Origin of the sequence: Nostoc sp. DedQUE08 (genome assembly GCF_034530895.1) — a bacterium.
In the GTDB taxonomy this organism is placed as follows: domain Bacteria; phylum Cyanobacteriota; class Cyanobacteriia; order Cyanobacteriales; family Nostocaceae; genus Nostoc.
Window position 1 is genome coordinate 1 of sequence record NZ_JAVRCD010000008.1, and the last position, 15,555, is coordinate 15,555.

17 protein-coding genes and 2 pseudogenes are annotated in these 15,555 nt (G+C 39.3%); 10 read left to right on the plus strand and 9 right to left on the minus strand.

Going from position 1 to position 15,555, the window contains the following annotated elements; all coding sequences use genetic code 11:
* Window positions 1-343 precede the first annotated feature (343 nt).
* Window positions 344-1,741 carry an ATP-binding protein gene (locus RMY64_RS07290; protein WP_322699709.1) on the plus strand — a complete coding sequence of 466 codons (1,398 nt, stop codon included), beginning with the start codon at window positions 344-346 and terminating at the stop codon, window positions 1,739-1,741.
* Between the two features lie 747 nt (window positions 1,742-2,488).
* Here the strand turns inward: RMY64_RS07290 and RMY64_RS07295 are convergent.
* On the minus strand, window positions 2,489-3,337 hold the full coding sequence (locus RMY64_RS07295) for an alpha/beta hydrolase (RefSeq protein ID WP_322673090.1): 849 nt from the start codon (window positions 3,335-3,337) through the stop codon (window positions 2,489-2,491).
* Between the two features lie 384 nt (window positions 3,338-3,721).
* Here RMY64_RS07295 and RMY64_RS07300 point away from each other — a divergent pair, with 384 nt between their 5' ends.
* From RMY64_RS07300 to RMY64_RS07320, 5 genes and pseudogenes are all read left to right on the plus strand, one after another.
* Window positions 3,722-4,288, plus strand: coding sequence for a hypothetical protein (locus tag RMY64_RS07300; RefSeq protein WP_322673089.1), 567 nt, complete (start codon window positions 3,722-3,724; stop codon window positions 4,286-4,288).
* Window positions 4,282-4,383: pseudogene (locus RMY64_RS07305) on the plus strand (IS1 family transposase); the annotation flags it as partial. The gene RMY64_RS07300 and the pseudogene RMY64_RS07305, both read left to right, overlap by 7 nt.
* 27 nt (window positions 4,384-4,410) lie before the next feature.
* Window positions 4,411-4,995, plus strand: a complete 585-nt coding sequence (locus RMY64_RS07310; protein ID WP_322673088.1) for a hypothetical protein — start codon at window positions 4,411-4,413, stop codon at window positions 4,993-4,995.
* A gap of 16 nt (window positions 4,996-5,011) precedes the next feature.
* Complete coding sequence (locus RMY64_RS07315) at window positions 5,012-5,587, plus strand: YfbK domain-containing protein (RefSeq protein WP_322673132.1); 576 nt, start codon at window positions 5,012-5,014, stop codon at window positions 5,585-5,587.
* Between the two features lie 50 nt (window positions 5,588-5,637).
* Complete coding sequence (locus RMY64_RS07320; protein ID WP_322673087.1) at window positions 5,638-5,844, plus strand: hypothetical protein; 207 nt, start codon at window positions 5,638-5,640, stop codon at window positions 5,842-5,844.
* A 38-nt stretch (window positions 5,845-5,882) separates the two neighbouring features.
* On the opposite strand, the gene RMY64_RS07325 is transcribed toward RMY64_RS07320, so the two are convergent.
* The 5 genes from RMY64_RS07325 to RMY64_RS07345 all read right to left on the minus strand — a co-directional run bounded on the left by RMY64_RS07325 (window position 5,883) and on the right by RMY64_RS07345 (window position 9,422).
* Window positions 5,883-6,704 carry an ABC transporter ATP-binding protein gene (locus RMY64_RS07325; RefSeq protein ID WP_416212134.1) on the minus strand — a complete coding sequence of 274 codons (822 nt, stop codon included), beginning with the start codon at window positions 6,702-6,704 and terminating at the stop codon, window positions 5,883-5,885.
* Window positions 6,705-6,712: 8 nt separating this feature from the next.
* On the minus strand, window positions 6,713-6,907 hold the full coding sequence (locus RMY64_RS07330) for a hypothetical protein (RefSeq protein ID WP_322699710.1): 195 nt from the start codon (window positions 6,905-6,907) through the stop codon (window positions 6,713-6,715).
* A gap of 2 nt (window positions 6,908-6,909) precedes the next feature.
* Entirely contained in the window at window positions 6,910-7,020 is a 111-nt protein-coding gene (locus RMY64_RS07335; protein WP_322673086.1) for an iron chelate uptake ABC transporter family permease subunit, read from the minus strand.
* A 66-nt stretch (window positions 7,021-7,086) separates the two neighbouring features.
* The gene (locus RMY64_RS07340; RefSeq protein WP_322699711.1) at window positions 7,087-7,233 is read right to left on the minus strand and encodes a hypothetical protein; all 147 of its coding nucleotides are present in this window, start codon (window positions 7,231-7,233) and stop codon (window positions 7,087-7,089) included.
* 62 nt (window positions 7,234-7,295) lie between these two features.
* Window positions 7,296-9,422: an acylase gene (locus RMY64_RS07345; protein WP_322699712.1), complete on the minus strand. Its 2,127-nt coding sequence runs from the start codon at window positions 9,420-9,422 to the stop codon at window positions 7,296-7,298.
* Between the two features lie 702 nt (window positions 9,423-10,124).
* On the opposite strand from RMY64_RS07345, the gene RMY64_RS07350 reads away from it, so the two are divergent.
* The gene (locus tag RMY64_RS07350) at window positions 10,125-10,268 is read left to right on the plus strand and encodes a hypothetical protein (RefSeq protein WP_322673083.1); all 144 of its coding nucleotides are present in this window, start codon (window positions 10,125-10,127) and stop codon (window positions 10,266-10,268) included.
* A 50-nt stretch (window positions 10,269-10,318) separates the two neighbouring features.
* On the opposite strand, the pseudogene RMY64_RS36775 reads toward RMY64_RS07350, so the two are convergent.
* Window positions 10,319-10,396: pseudogene (locus tag RMY64_RS36775) on the minus strand (hypothetical protein); the annotation flags it as partial.
* A gap of 203 nt (window positions 10,397-10,599) precedes the next feature.
* Between RMY64_RS36775 and RMY64_RS07355 the strand changes: the two are divergent.
* On the plus strand, window positions 10,600-11,001 hold the full coding sequence (locus RMY64_RS07355; RefSeq protein WP_322673082.1) for a fasciclin domain-containing protein: 402 nt from the start codon (window positions 10,600-10,602) through the stop codon (window positions 10,999-11,001).
* Between the two features lie 192 nt (window positions 11,002-11,193).
* Here the strand turns inward: RMY64_RS07355 and sfsA are convergent, their stop codons facing one another.
* Window positions 11,194-11,919: a DNA/RNA nuclease SfsA gene (gene sfsA, locus RMY64_RS07360; protein ID WP_322673081.1), complete on the minus strand. Its 726-nt coding sequence runs from the start codon at window positions 11,917-11,919 to the stop codon at window positions 11,194-11,196.
* 239 nt (window positions 11,920-12,158) lie between these two features.
* Here sfsA and RMY64_RS07365 point away from each other — a divergent pair, with 239 nt between their 5' ends.
* Window positions 12,159-12,827, plus strand: a complete 669-nt coding sequence (locus tag RMY64_RS07365) for a 2OG-Fe dioxygenase family protein (protein ID WP_322673080.1) — start codon at window positions 12,159-12,161, stop codon at window positions 12,825-12,827.
* 2 nt (window positions 12,828-12,829) lie between these two features.
* Here RMY64_RS07365 and RMY64_RS07370 read toward each other — a convergent pair whose 3' ends face one another.
* A complete protein-coding gene (locus RMY64_RS07370; protein WP_322673079.1) occupies window positions 12,830-13,978 on the minus strand; it encodes a DUF711 family protein in 1,149 nt (382 codons plus the stop codon).
* Window positions 13,979-14,200: 222 nt separating this feature from the next.
* On the opposite strand from RMY64_RS07370, the gene RMY64_RS07375 reads away from it, so the two are divergent.
* Window positions 14,201-15,469, plus strand: a complete 1,269-nt coding sequence (locus tag RMY64_RS07375; RefSeq protein WP_322699713.1) for a tetratricopeptide repeat protein — start codon at window positions 14,201-14,203, stop codon at window positions 15,467-15,469.
* The last annotated feature ends 86 nt before the right edge of the window (window positions 15,470-15,555 follow it).

Consider the following 15,555-nt stretch of genomic DNA (forward strand, 5'->3'; position numbering starts at 1 on the left):
TTTTTCTTTTAATCCTTTTATTCAGAATACTCGGAAAGTGACAGAAGAGGGTTATAAACGGATCGGGTTTTTTGCGCATTCTGATAAACTGATATAGCAAGGGACTGGGGACTGGTGACTGGGGATTGGGTGAAAAGTCTTGTTGTGTCTAAGTTTTATCATCTGTTAATGTCCTAACCACCAAGGCTTGTGCTATACAAAGCCTTCTTCAACTATTTAAGCCAAAATTCTCCATAAAGAAACCCACCTATATAACCCTACTTTCTTATCTCTGCTGTCCCCTGCCCCCTGCCCCCCTGCTCCCTGCTCCCCTACCCCCCTGCTCACTCAAGGAGGTTAATCGATGTTATGTGTTGAGGAATTAATCAACTTAGACCCATTTCAACAACTTCCCAAAGAACGATTGCAGTGGGTTTGCGATCGCGCTCAAACAGTTGAACTTTCCCCCGGAGATGTGTTGTCCTATGAGGGAGACCCTGTATGTCGCTTATTTATCTTAGTCAAAGGTAAAATCAACATGACCCGCCGCAGTGAAGGAGTGGAAATTCCGATTGGGCAACACGAAGCTCCATCCTTTTTTGGTGAAATTCCAGTACTCACAGATGAACCTGCACCTGTGACAATGCGGGCATTTTCAAATTGCCACATCTATGAAATGAAGGGAGAAGACTTCCGCAAACTGCTGCATGAATGTCGTGATTTTGAGCGGATGGTCTTCCGAATTATGCAACGTCGTGTCCGGGGGCTAGAGTCTTTCATTCGTGGGCGGGAAAAGATGGCAGCTTTAGGGACACTTGCTGCGGGTCTTGCTCATGAACTCAACAACCCAGCCGCAGCCTTGGTTCGGACTTTAAAAGAAATGCCAACCGCCATCTTAGAGTTACAACGAATGAACTTAGTTTATGGGCAACGCAATGTTGACGAAGCCCATACTCAACACTGGTTGAGAGTACGCGATCTAGGCTATGATGCGATTTTGAATAATCGCCTAGATCCGGTGACACTAAGCGATCGCGAAGACATATTGCTGGAATGGTTAGAAGACTATGGTGTAAACCAAGCATGGAAATTGGCAGAACCTTTAGCGGAAGGTGGTGTTGAGGTTGAAACCCTAGAGCAACTCATGGAACGTTGGCGCAACGACGACACAGAATTGCGAGAAATGGGATTGCACTGGCTAGCGCTTTCCTTTGAAGTCATGTCGATGATTAAACATGGTTTGCGAGGATCTGAGAGGATTTCCGAACTTGTGCAAGCGATGAAGTCTTATTCTTACCTCGATCAAGGCACTCAGCAAGAAGTAGATATACATCAAGGCTTGGAAGATACCTTGCGATTGTTTGCTCATAAACTCAAGTGCGGTGTGCAAGTGCAACGCAATTACGATCGAAGTCTTCCAAAAATATTTGCCTATGGCAGCGAACTAAATCAAGTGTGGACAAACTTAATTGACAACGCCATTGATGCAATGGATAGTAAAGGACTGCTAGAAATTACAACACACCACTGCGATCGCTATGCCCATATAGACATCATCGATTCTGGCAGTGGAATTCCACCTGAAATTAAAACCCGTATTTTTGAACCTTTCTTCACCACCAAATCAGTAGGACATGGTTCAGGACTTGGTTTAGAAACCGTTCGCCGAATTGTAGAAAATCGCCATCACGGTACGCTTTCATTTGAATCGCACTCAGGTAGAACTTGTTTTACCATTTGCCTACCTTTATCAAAGCAATAAATCAATCAAAAATGGGATTAGAGATGAAAAAAAATGGGAACCAATGGTTCCCTAAATCTAGCAGCAAGTGAATATTTTCGTCAGACTTCTAGTTTCTTATTGTCTCCTAAACTAGAATTCGTTTTATAGTGATAAATCAATACACTTCAGGATGAGCAACAAAATCTTCATGTAGAGACGCGATAAATCGCGTCTCAAAAGACCAATTATCTACACCGATAACCCTTAAGCCAAGCGTATTGAGCTATAAATAAAATATTTGGGTAAAAAAATTATTTATCTGATAATTCCGATCTTGTGGACTGTTGATTGGAGTTAATAAATTCAGTCTTAGGTGGTTTTCCTATAGTATTAGGAGGTTGTTTTTTTGTTTTGGGTTGTGGATTATTATTCTCGCTCATGTTCATTTATCTCCTTAATAGCTTTAATTATTTGGCTGTTTTAAGATTTCTTGCTTGGAGTTGAACAAGCAAAAAATTCAGTGAACGCAGTCAGTTTGTGTTCTGATGATTATGACTTCAAGCGATGTCATCTCAATTCCGTAATCCTGTTAAAAATTTTTGATAGGTAAATCCAGAGTTTGGGCTTCATTACCAAGATGTTTATACACCGTAGCTTTGGGAGAAAAGGAGACGCGCTGCGCGGACAAGTCGCTAAACCGCAAGGGCGCAATGGCTCCCAACCTACACAATTAGCGCTAACCCAAGCGTATTGGGTTATCAGCTGTACTACTATAGCTCTGAGCAATTACGATTTACTCGGACGGGATAATTGTTGATTTGCCTTGACAAGGTTAGTAAACTCCTGCAAAGTCTGACGATACTTTTCTTCAGCTATCGAGAATAAATCGTTATGATTTGCCTCTTCAACCCACAAAGAAAGCTTTGGAGATATTGCAGCATTAAACAACTTTTCTCCATGAGCAAAAGGAACTATGTTATCTGCTTTTCCATGAATCACCAATATCGGACATTTGACTTTTTTGATATTGTCTAGATTGGGAAACTTATCAAAAGGTAAAATCCGAAAAGGTACTATTACTTGAAAGGCGGAAACAAACGAACTTTCAATAATTAAACCAGCTACAGGTTTCTGCATTGCTAAATTTACCGCAGAACCACCGCCAACTGAACGCCCTAAAACTATAATTCTTTCAGGCGGGATTTTTAAATTTTGGGTCAAATAATTGTAAGCGCTATTGATATCTTCGTATGCATGACTTTCTGTCGGTTTTCCTTGACTCGTACCATAACCGCGATAATCAAAAGCAAAAACACTAAAACCCCAAGCGTGTAATTTTTCTAGGATCTGTTTGATATCTCCTAAATCTTCAGAATTACCATGAGAATAAAGAATAGTATATTTAGCTTGATTGTTCAATAAATATATGGCTGAGATATTAGTATCTTTCCCACTCTTTAACTTCAGAATTTTTGGATCATCCTGATAGCTAGAAGGCTGAGACAAAAAAATCATGCTATCTGCCCGAAAATATACAAATGCGGCAAAAAATAGATAGATAAAGATTAAAGATTTAACCAGCCGTTGCCAAGTCAAATCACCAATTAGCAGTTTTATAATTTGCTGTTTATCCATTAGTTTTTATTTATTGGGTAAAACTTTATTTCCAGGTTTCCCGATTTATGATGTTTCCTAACTACAACTAATACAACTTCAACAAACTTCACGCCGGGAGTATCCACTTTTGGAAGAAACACTGTGATATTCCCTAATGCTAGACGGGAATGATTAGTGTTGTATAAGTTACAGTTACCAAAACTGAAACGGTCATCAAATCCCAAGCTGCTCAGGACTATTCTAGGTTAGGACTTACGCAATAACTCTCTGAAACTCTCATTCCTTTGTGTCCTTCTCTGACGAGACGCTGCGCGAATGCGGTTCGTTTTTTCATTATTTTGCGTAAGTCCTGTAGGTAAATAGTCAAATGTGACAGAAGAAATTTAGTGTGAGGATTTAGCCGTGTCTTACCCGATTCCATCCAAAATGTGGCAGCGAGTCAGTATTGTAATATTGTTTTTATTGATACCCTCAATAGGAATTGCCGTTTTACGCCAGTCTGCTACGGTTGCAGTTCCAGCCAATCAGAATGCTGGCAGTTCTACTCCAAAAACTTCTATTCTCCCCAATCACCCTGACTACCAAGCACTCCAGACATTGGTAAAACAGTATAGTTGTGTCGTTCCCGTCCAAAATTTTGGCACTCTTCCTGTAACCCGAACTGAATTTGCTACAGTCTTGAATGCCTGTGTGAATCGGAGCAATGAGCTAATAGCGACCGATCCCAAGATAGTTACCGCAGCAGATATGAAAATTCTGCAACGCTTGCAGTCAGAATTTGCACCGGAGTTAGCAACCCTAAAAAGTCCGATAGAGGAATTGGAAGCTCCTAGTCCCATCACTTTGAATCAGCCTACCAGAGAACGTATTCAAACTGAGTCTGACCAAAAGACTCAACCCTTACCTACAGCCCCACCCCTTAGTATTCCGTCTGGCTCATCTGTGCAGGATCGAGTTGCTAACGCTTAGTCCGTAAAACATTGTCATCCTCAAAATCAATAGACAACCACATTGGGGCAGTCTGGTATTTCGTTCATCACTATAATGCCTCTCTACGACAATAAATCATTACTATGCATCACTACCAAAATATGGATAAACTTTCACTTTGTATTCGGCAATTTGGAGAAGCGGCGAGATTGCATCTTGACGAAGCTATTTTGTTAGGAGAAATGTGCTTGCTCCCAAACTTTTGCCATGAGCCAAATACATATGAAGTTATTAGTGCGTTTGTAAATAGTGTGAATAGCCGAACTTTATACTGGGGTCGTAGCAGCATGGGCGAGATAACAGTGTTTGCTAAACCCATAAATCACAGCTACGATAAAGACCGAATTAGCACTCTTTATATTGCAAACTTATTGAAATTTAGCAGACGTTTATATCCAGAGATGGAACACTATTCATTCGGCAAATTTTGGGATGAACTGGATGTTTATCGCCACTCTGAATTTTTAAATCAAGATGCATTTGAGATGTGGATGAGTAACTTTGGGCATGAGCCAAATTTGGAAATATTTCTTAAGAGAATAATACCTAAAATGTTCGGTCAGCCTAATCAAAATATTTCTTTCTACTGTCTTGTAAATGATGAAAATGAAAACACAGACTTTGCACCATACATTTTTATTGGCAATAGCTGCATTTTAACCATTGCCAGACGATGGATACTATAGTTGTAGCGGCTTGTAAATAGTCAATAACCGTGACTTTGCCAAGGATGTAAAAATTCAGGTGGAATTTAATCCGGCGAAAGTTCAAGCATATCGCTTGATTGGTTACGAAAATCGCTTGCTGCAAAACCAGGATTTCAATGATGACAAGAAAGATGCAGGCGATATTGGGGCTGGTCATTCTGTAACAGCGCTTTATGAAATAATTCCCACTGGTACAAAAAGCGATGTGAAACTGCCAGAGATAGATCCTTTGCGGTATCAGCGTTCTGGTGAAACTGTCTCGGATGCTGCTGGTAATGAGTTGATGCAGGTGAAACTGCGCTACAAGTCGCCCCAAGACAGCACCAGTCAACTAATTACCCAAACCATCCAAGATGATGATTTGAGAACTGACCCCTCCACAAATCTGAGATTTGCTGCTGCGGTAGCGACCTTTGGGATGGTGCTGCGTGACTCTGAGTATAAGGGAGATGCTAGTTATGATTTGGTGATGAAATTGGCAACCCAAGGGAAGGGGGAAGACCAGGAGGGTTATCGGGGTGAGTTTATTCGCCTAGTGGAGCAATCTAGAGGGTTGATTACAAGAAAATGATTTTAGACCATAAATGAGACGGGGAGTAGGGAGTGGCGTAGTTCAATTACTTGAAAACCGTTATCATCTCTGGAGATATCACAATCTACATCAAAGGACATCAAAGGCGATCGCTCTCCACTGTATTAGATATCTGCAATAAATACAGCAATTTAATTTCAGAAGAGAGCATTGCATATCTGCGAGATGTTTTGCGATCGCTGCTAATTACAAAACTTATTCCCTACTCTGCAAGACAAGAAAGAAGAAATGCTTAACTAAACTGTATTCTGCTGTGTAAGGTTTTGATTTGTTTCTATGTTCTCCCCTTTCTTCCCACTGGTATACACATCGGTGTACCGGAAACCGGGTCTGGGATAACCCGACATTCCAATCCAAACACTTCCCTTACCATCTTCTCAGTAATCACCAAATTAGGTTTGCCAACAGCAAAAATTTGACCTTCTTTCACCGCTACTAAATAATCAGCATAACGACAGGCGTGATTCAAATCATGTAACACCATGACAATCGTTCGTTGCTGATTTTGGTTCAAATCATACAATAAATCTAAAACTTCTATTTGGTGCGCCAAATCTAAAAAAGTAGTTGGTTCATCTAACAATAAAATATCTGTATCTTGAGCCAATGCCATTGCAATCCAAGCACGTTGTCGCTGTCCACCAGAAAGAGTATCTAACTCGCGTTCTGCCAAATATTTAATTCCAGTAATTTCTAACGCTAGTTCTACTAATTTTCCATCTTCTTTTGTCCACTGCTGCAACCAATTTTGATAAGGAAACCTTCCACAAGCTACCAAATCTCGAACGGTTAATCCTTCTGGTGGAACGGGTCCTTGGGTAAGAATTCCTAATTTTTTAGCAACATCTTTTGTTGATAGCTTAAATAAATCTGTTGCATCTAAATAAATTGTGCCAACGCGAGGTTTTAATAATCTTGCTAAACCTCGTAATAAAGTGGATTTTCCAGAACCATTTGCCCCAACTAAAGCAGTTATTTTTCCTGGTGGTATATTTAAATCTAAATCCTTAATAATAGTTATATTATCATAACCCAAAGTCAAATTCTTTGCTGACAGTTGGTAATGTAAATTATCGCTCGATAATGACATTGACATAATTAAACTTAAGAGAATCTTTGAGAATTTTGTAAGTATGTAATATCATATCTACTTGATGACTTAATTAAACCCAAAGAACCCCACCCCACTAAATCAGCGCTTTGCTTTCCCTTACCGCAGGTAGATAGGGGATTAAAAGGAGCCAGCGCGGTCATGGCATGAGCAACTGGCGCGTAGAGTGCAAGTACTATGAGAATCATAACTAATTACCTTGCCAATATAGAACAATACTAATTATTACAGCAAAAACTGCACCTGCATTCACCCCCAAAATACCAGGATCGGCCAATGGGTTACGAGTCACACCCTGCATAATTGCACTAGAGTAGACATTGCTGCACCCACCAATATTACCAAAAGCGATCGCGTGCGTTTGTATTTAGCATTTCTGTTGCAGCTGCAATATAATCAGAATCTGCCATTTGATGCGATCGCTAATCTCAGTCTGAAGAATTTGTGGTTCATCATTATTCAGTTGTTTGTTTTCTGACAACGCTGGTAAAGAAATACTAACAAGCGTTATCAAAAGAACAATCTTCAAACTGTACAGGCAGGCTTTTGATGCATAACTCATGGTTAGCGCAGTTCTCAAAAAGTTTTGCGTTCCTCCAAATGTGCTAGTACATCTTTCCGAGTTCGCCAAACAGAACGCAATTGCTTGCGAGTAAACAGTGGTAGTTGGTCAGTAATGTGGGGCGAACCAGGTTGAGTAGCGTTACCGTAGCTGATGAGAGCCATTGCTTTTACTGGTTGTGAAAACTCAATGGTTGCAACATAACTATCACCAGCGACAGCTTGAAAGCGTTCATTGTTAGCTGGAGCAAAATTGAGGACGCGGAATATTCCTAGATCCCCATCGCCACCATTGGCAGGTAAATCTAAGTTTCCGCTACGCACTCGGAAGACTTCACCCCAAGCAACATCTAGCTTTCCATAAGCTTTTTCGACTTTCGCCGCAGCTATTTGCAGCGCTTTCGCCGCACTTTCTGGGTTTTTTAAACCATCGGGTGTGGTGCGCGGCGAGTTCTCACTCCAAGGAATACTGAAGGTTTGGTTTTTATCCATTTCTTGCCACCAAAAAGAAAACAATACCGCGCCTCGACTATCAGCATCAGCATTGCGATTCCAAGCAGCTAAAATATCAGCAGCACGACGGGCTAATTCATCGCCATATTTTTGAGTTGCGGGAATTAAATCATCGAGGATGCGTTCTGCAAGTTCCATTTTGGTGGAATGTTTATACTTAATCATTTCCGCAAAAGAAATTTTTGGATCTTCAGCCAGTATTTTTGCAGAACTTTGTGCCCGGAAAGACATCTCTCCTCGTGGAGCCATATAAGCAGGGTAATCATCTGCTTTGATGACAGCGGGGAAAGTCGTTGTCCAAGGTGCATCATTAGCATTTTGTAACCAACCGCTAGGCGGGTCAATTACACGCGGTAAATCTTTGTATGGGTGCATTTTTGTCCACAAAGTTTTCGATGTGTCGCCAGGAATTAAACCTTCCCAATATCGAAAGTCTCCCTGTTGACGAATCGGCACCAGACCGTTGAATAAGTGCATGATATGTCCTTCTCGGTCTGCATACATGACAGTAAACATCGGTAGTTGCAAGCGTTTCAATACCTTTTGAAATTGGGTTAAGTTTTGGGAACGCGCCATATCCCACCACTGTTCCAACACACCGGGACGGTCTGTACCGACAACCCGCAGTGCCACAGCAAACCCATCTTTTTCTTGAACGACTGCACCGTGGACGGAACTTTTGACTAATAATGGTTGTTCGACTAACGAGCCATTTTTTTGCTTAACTTTTAACAAAAACTTTGATGTTGTAAAAGGACGGACTTTGCCATCAAAAAGATAACCATCATCAGCTAATTTCAACTTATATACATCCCAACCATCATGAGTATTGACGGTATGAGTCCAACCCAAATAATCGTTAAAAGCGATCGCTAAAACTGGAATTCCCACCAGCGCTGCTCCAGAAGCATTCATTCCTGGGGCAGTAATTTGGGCTTCGTACCAGACAAATAAATCCGACCAAAACAAGTGGGGATTTGCCAGCAACATCGCCTTGCCACTGGCAGAATGCTTAGGTGCGATCGCCCAACCGTTAGAACCAGCTTCCGATTGAGTATGAGTAATACCTGCTACCTGTTCTTGGTTGACGACAAAAGTAAAATTCAGCACTCTTTGCAAATGCGCCAACACATCTTCTGGTTTTACAGGTAATACTATTTTTACTTGCTCGTCAATTAAATCAGGATGGGCTTTGGCATAAGTATTTATCCCACTGGCAAAGGCATTTATATAACTACGGAAAGCTGGACTTTGTGCCTGATACCAAGAATTAGCACGATCGGATACTCCCATCGTCAGTACCCATTTATCAGATTCTAAATACTCTTCTCCCCAGTATTCGGCTGCTTTTCCCCTAGCTTGACCATAGAGGCGCAACAGCAAGTTAGCGTGACTCTGCATTTGTGCCCAACCAAATGCAGAGAAAGCGCTTGGAGCATCTTTACCATATATATGCGGTATGCCGTAAGTATCCCATAATATCTCTGTAGTTTTGGGTGCAGTCGCAAAACTGTTATTTGCCAAAACTACAACTAAAATGGCACTGAGGATAAAAGCTAAAAATCTAGAAAATTTTCTTTTTAGTATTGACCGATCGAATTGCCACAAATAAATTCTAATATTCAACATGATGATTCGATTAAATTAATTTGACTAGAAAAATTTAGTGACTTTCGCCTATATTTCGTAACAAACAGACATTAAATCCATACTCACTAGCAACATACATAAAGAACATGAACGTATCACAGTGGCATCTCAGCGCCTTTGTTTATGCCACCATAAGTTGATAAAAATTCCATACTAAGTAGAACAGGCGGGAAAAATCAAACTATGTTAATAAAAGTAAAGTGGACTAAAACCCTCTTTCCTTCTGCCTTCTGCCTCCTGCCTCCTGCCTGAACCTGATGATAAATATTCACAGCGACTTACTAGCGTGGAAATAATGCTTTTGAAGTAGCATTAATCCCACAGATGCCGAATAGACGAGCGATTGTATATTATCGATAATGCTTAACACTAGTTCTAGAAATTCTCAAAAGCTATCTGCGACTGATTTGCATCTAATTCTAGTGCTATTAGGAGACATTATCATAAAGCCTACACCTGAGCAAGCATTTATCAAAACTTCTGAATTTTATAAATCTGACTAAATATATAAGTCTTTTAAGCTATTTGCATAGCAAAAACTAAGTTGTTTAACTTTATTTAAACCTAGTCATCTATCTTTTGATATATTTTTGGAATGTTTTTGTGAGAAAAAGACAATAATAGTTTTTAATTAAAATTACTTGCTATCTTAGCTAAGTTGCTTTAAAGTTCTAAGAACAATTGCAAATTAATAGCAATAGTAGCGATCGGTGTAAAACACAAGCAGCGACTCTAAATTATCGAGAATTAGATCGATATATTAGAGCGATCGCCGTTTTAGTGGAAGATGACCAAATCCCTCATAACTACTGCACAGTAGTTTGAGGGATTTACGATCTGTTCTTTTCCAAAAGGTAAAAAAAGGACTGTTCTTTCTAGCTAATTGCTTTCTTTTTCTTCAGCCATATTCCTAATAAACCAGCAGTGACAACTATTCCTCCAATAGTTGATGGCTCTGAGTCTTAATGGCATTCAGCAGTGCCCATAACTTATCCACCTGGACGATATACGTATAATTCTTTACTTGGAGAAAAATATATGTAAACTTTTATAATATCAATAACAAAAATGATTTGACATACGCCTAATGATAGATAGATTTTATTAAGTAAATAGTTTAGATTTGTAACAAGTTACACAGAACTAGATAAAACACATGGCCAACATAATTGACACTGCCACTAACAATGGTTCTTTCAACACACTAGTTGCAGCAATCCAAGCAGCTGGTTTGGTAGATACACTTCAAGGTGATGGGCCATTTACCGTTTTTGCACCCACCGATGAAGCATTTAATAAGCTTCCAGCAGGTACAGTAGACGCATTACTTCAAGATATTCCCAAGCTCAAGAAAATCTTGACGTATCATGTTGTTTCAGGCAAGGTACTGGCTGCTGATGTAGTTAAGCTAAAAACAGCTAAAACAGTTGAAGGTTCAGATGTAAAAATTGACGCTTCTAATGGCGTTAAGATCAATGATGCAACAGTTGCAACAGCAGATGTTGCTGCTGATAACGGTGTCATCCACGTCATTGACACAGTTTTGATTCCTGCATAACCCAACGTCAGAATAGCGAATGCTATTTTTGGGGTGACGACTACCTATAGTCATTTCTTCATGACAGTCTGGTTGAATATTTTTTAGTAAACATCAACTACCAACAAATCCATCTAGATGCTGTCTAGATGGATTTATTGCTTTATGCGTGTAGAAACTTTGCAATTGCTAGTCTCTCTTAATTAAATGCAATCAAATTTTTAGTTTTGCTAAACCCAAATAACGGATACCTTCGGGGGAAATTTCAAAACGACAAGGTAAAACTTCTAAACCGAGAGCGATCGCATCCCGCAATAATTTACCATATATAGGATCTGTGCGATCGCCAGGGGAGAACTCGATACAATCACCGCGATTGATAAAGTAAAGCATCACCGCACGAGTCAAAGGTAACAGTGCCATCAGTTCTCGCAAGTGTTTTTGTCCTCTTGTAGTCTCCGTGTCAGGAAATAAAGCTAATCTCCCCTCAGACAAAGTTGTATTTTTCACTTCTAAATAAATCGGGCGTTCCTCATCACTTCCCGTCAAGAAAAAATCCACTCGACTTTTTTTATCTAGCCCATAAACCACCTCGCCCTTGATTTGGCTGTAGTCGCCCAATTCTGGAAAAAGATGTTTCGCCAAAGCTAGCTTTACCACCCGATTGGGCAAAAAAGTATTTATGCCTACCCAAGTCGGCTCATTGTCATGTACCTGAATTAGTTCTAGAGTGTAAGCCAATTTGCGGTTAAGATTATCGCTTTTGGAAAGCTGTACTGCACTTAGAGGTGTCGATACTCCAATCATTGGCCCTGTGTTGGGACAGTGTGCTGTCACTATTTCGCCAGAAGTCAGTTGAACGTCAGCAAAAAACCGCTTGTAACGCTTGAGTAAAATACCGGGATACAAAGGTGGGTATTTGTAAAGCCAATCTATCATTATGGAACCTTGTTGCTGTTTGTAAATATACGTCGATTCTTTGCCCACCAAACCCATATCTGCAAATCTTTTCAGCAGCTACTCCGCCCTGCGACAGCATTTGAGTAACTTTATATATCATGGATTGTCAATTTTTGTAGTCAAATTGACAACATAGTAATAAAAAGTAGCATATACTAAGTATTACAAGCCTCCCATAAAAATCTGGGAGAATTTCAACGTGCAAGGAGGTAAATCCTATGCAAAAAGTGTGGACAGCAACGGAATTAGAATATGCTTTTCTGTTTACTCTCAGAAAGGTAAATTCTATCAATCCAGAAGGTTTTAAGGCATTTTTTAGTAATATGCCTATTGACCCTTATATCAAAGGCACTTATCGTTCCAGAAGATTATCTCGGTTTACAGTTTATGGAAATCAATTAATCAAATTACCTCATGGCTACCTCTTTCAAAGTAAAGAGTATAATCCATTAGTAGGTGACATAAAAAGAGAGTTTGCAGAATTAGAAGATGCACTTATAGAACTTGATATTTTTAAGAATCTTGTCTTAGCATTCAGTGATTCTTGTAAACTTCATCCTGAAGCTGAAATCGGAGTTCATCAAATTAGAACTATTTGTTCGGCGGATAATTTGGGTAATCCAGCACCTGAAGGTATCCATCAAGATGGTACTGATTTTATCGGTATATTTTCAGTAGATAGAGATAATATTCAAGGTGGAGAAACACATCTATATACTGACAAAAAACAAAAGCCCGTGTTTAGCAAAGTTCTAAATCCGGGAGAACTATTATTAGTCAACGATCGTGATTTTTTCCACTTTACCACTCCGATCAAACCACAGATTGATGCTCAAGGAAGTAGAGATGTTTTTGTGCTAACTTCTCCCAGCTTGCTTTCAGAATAATTTTAGTCAACCGTAAATATTTTACAATCTACGAGATATGGGGAATTGAATGTAGTCATTTCCCCAGCTTTTTTATTTGGAATTGGAAATAATCGTGCTGATAGTGGTTTATCTAATTTGATAGCTAAAGTTGCCATATCAATTAATAAAGCTGTAATTTTTTCTATTGTGATATCACCTGGAATCGGAACTGTATCTAGTCCACAGCCACAAACTGCTGAATATAATAATAAATTTGTAATATTATATGTTTGCTCATTAGCTCTGGTAGCTAGTCCAACATCTTCACAAACTGGAAGCATCAGTCCAGAATAACCACAGGTTTTTACTGATACATTTTTCAAGACGCGAGTCAACATCCCAGAAATTGCGAGAGTTCCTGAATGCCCAAACTTGCCATTCATCAATTTTTCATAAGCAAAAGCAATACTATTTTCTTTATCTAAAGATGGAGCTAGAGATGTATCAATTCCTTTATATATAACGGCAAATTTATCGGAGATTTTTTCAGCAATAACTGCGATTTTCTTTAATTCTAATTCTAAAAGTAATTGCAGGTTTTGCTCTGCTGTAGAAATATTGTTAGCTTGTGAAAATGCTTGCGTTACCAAATCGCCTAACTCTAAACCTATAGCAAAAGATGTATTGCCTGTATGGTATGCCGTAGGAAAAAATGGGATATCTGGCTGGCAGTTTGCCCATGCACAAAAATGAAAGTTACCATAGCCATTTTCACTTTCTTGGGAAATACGTTTAATAGCTTTGGCAGATTCCTGAGCATTCTCAAAAATTATCCCGTTTTCTCTGTCCCCTATTTTGCTAGAGCAATAAATAATTGATGTATTTTTATTGATATCTGGAATTATATCTATAGTTTCCGATTTGCTAGCATAACCAATATTGAAAAAGCTGATATTCAAACTTTGACAAAGTTGTTCGATAGCTTGAATTTCATTAATAATTTCGATTTTAGATAAGCCTTGCAGATAATCTTCCCAGCTATTAGTAGCAATTCTAGTTGTTTGGACTTCATATCCTTGTTTTTCAAACAAAATCTGCACCTGCTGATTAAACTCAGCAGCTTGCTTAATTTTTTCCTGATATTGGAGAGATTGAATTGATATACCTGTTGTAATAGTTCTAATTTTCATTAGTATAAATAATTAGTGATGTTTTAATTAAACTTAACTCTAGAATTTGAACGCGTACAATATTCTATTAGATAAATTTCATTTATCACAACTTAGGATAGCGTGTTGTTTTTATTTCAGAAAAAATATGAAATATACTTAAAATATGAAGATGAGTGCATAGGTTAGGCTACAAAAGAAGTCTGCTGGAATTCAATGAACTGAATAAACCAAACAAATGCCATGAATGACGAATTTTACAATCGGGGATTGGAAAAGGCTAGGCGAAAAGATTACGCGGGAGCAATTGAGGAATTTAACCATGCTTTACAACTGACACCTTACTTTAGCGAAGCTTATTTACAACGGGGTTTAGCACATTATGACTCAGGAGCAATCCTGAAAGCTGTTTCAGATTATACCGAAGCCCTGAAGCTGAATCCTGAGAGTGTAGAGGCATATTATTGCCGGGGATTGGCTAGAGTAGCGCTGAAAAATTTACCGGGGGCGCTAGATGATGTAGAACATGCGATTCGTCTCAATCTCAATTATGCTGCTGCTTATAATCTGCGGGGAATGGTGCGGCGCAAACAAGGTTATATTCAAGATGCGATCGCTAACTTTAAAAAAGCTGCTGGGTTATATCTAGAGCAACAGGATAAAGAGAATTGTCGTCTGTCTTTGGAACGAATTAAACAGCTACAACCAAAAGAATTACCTGTACTTGAGGAATCGCGTTCCACTAATGAGCCAATTTTATTGACCAATGATTATTTCACACAATTATTAGAAAAGGCTGAAAAGGGAGATACTCAAGAAGCACTAGCCGATTTAAACTGGGTATTAAAAGCCGATCCGCAAGATGCCCAAGCTTACTGCTGTCGTGGAGTTGTGCGTTGTAAAATGGGGAATTATCGAGAAGCGATCGCAGATTTTAATCAAGCATTACGATTAAATTTTCAAGATGCCATTGTCTATCGCAACCGAGGTAAAGCCCGTTCTGTTTTAGGAGATCATCAAGGTGCGATCGCGGATCTTAACCAAGCAGTCCAGATGCAACCCGAAGATGGCTTAGTTTATATTGCCAGAGGTAATGTCTATCGGGCAATGGGTAATTATCTCGGTGCAATTCAAGATTACACCCAAGCGCTGCAAATTAATTCTGATGATGCTCAAGCTTACTACAATCGCGGCATTGCCTATACTTGCTTAGAAGAAATACAAAACGCCGTGGAAGATTATCAACGGGCGGGGAGTATCTTTTGCGAACAAGAAGACTGGGAAAATTATCAACAAGTCTTAAATAGCCTCGAAAAAATCCAGAAATTTAGTCCAGAGTCAAAAAAGCAAAAATATCACCTGCTACGTCAGCGACTTTTACGAATGGTTGGAGGATATTGGGAAATTGCCGAACGATTGATTCAGCAAAACAAAGATTACCATCCTGGGATGTCAGACGAGTGGTATTTGCAAAAAGTGATTGATGATTTAGAACGCGATCGCAATAAATAAAATATAAATGCCACTACAAACGTAAAATCACCCGTACATTATTTATACGGGTGAAAATGCGATTGCTTGTTATTTTCCAATGAAAC

Coding starts and splice junctions, on each gene's coding strand:
- RMY64_RS07290 (WP_322699709.1), top strand. CDS start 344: ATGTTATGTGTTGAGGAATTAATCAACTTAGACCCATTTCAACAACTT.
- RMY64_RS07295 (WP_322673090.1), bottom strand. CDS start 3,337: ATGGATAAACAGCAAATTATAAAACTGCTAATTGGTGATTTGACTTGG.
- RMY64_RS07310 (WP_322673088.1), top strand. CDS start 4,411: ATGGATAAACTTTCACTTTGTATTCGGCAATTTGGAGAAGCGGCGAGA.
- RMY64_RS07325 (WP_416212134.1), bottom strand. CDS start 6,704: ATGTCAATGTCATTATCGAGCGATAATTTACATTACCAACTGTCAGCA.
- RMY64_RS07330 (WP_322699710.1), bottom strand. CDS start 6,907: ATGATTCTCATAGTACTTGCACTCTACGCGCCAGTTGCTCATGCCATG.
- RMY64_RS07335 (WP_322673086.1), bottom strand. CDS start 7,020: ATGCAGGGTGTGACTCGTAACCCATTGGCCGATCCTGGTATTTTGGGG.
- RMY64_RS07345 (WP_322699712.1), bottom strand. CDS start 9,422: ATGTTGAATATTAGAATTTATTTGTGGCAATTCGATCGGTCAATACTA.
- RMY64_RS07355 (WP_322673082.1), top strand. CDS start 10,600: ATGGCCAACATAATTGACACTGCCACTAACAATGGTTCTTTCAACACA.
- sfsA (WP_322673081.1), bottom strand. CDS start 11,919: ATGATAGATTGGCTTTACAAATACCCACCTTTGTATCCCGGTATTTTA.
- RMY64_RS07365 (WP_322673080.1), top strand. CDS start 12,159: ATGCAAAAAGTGTGGACAGCAACGGAATTAGAATATGCTTTTCTGTTT.
- RMY64_RS07370 (WP_322673079.1), bottom strand. CDS start 13,978: ATGAAAATTAGAACTATTACAACAGGTATATCAATTCAATCTCTCCAA.
- RMY64_RS07375 (WP_322699713.1), top strand. CDS start 14,201: ATGAATGACGAATTTTACAATCGGGGATTGGAAAAGGCTAGGCGAAAA.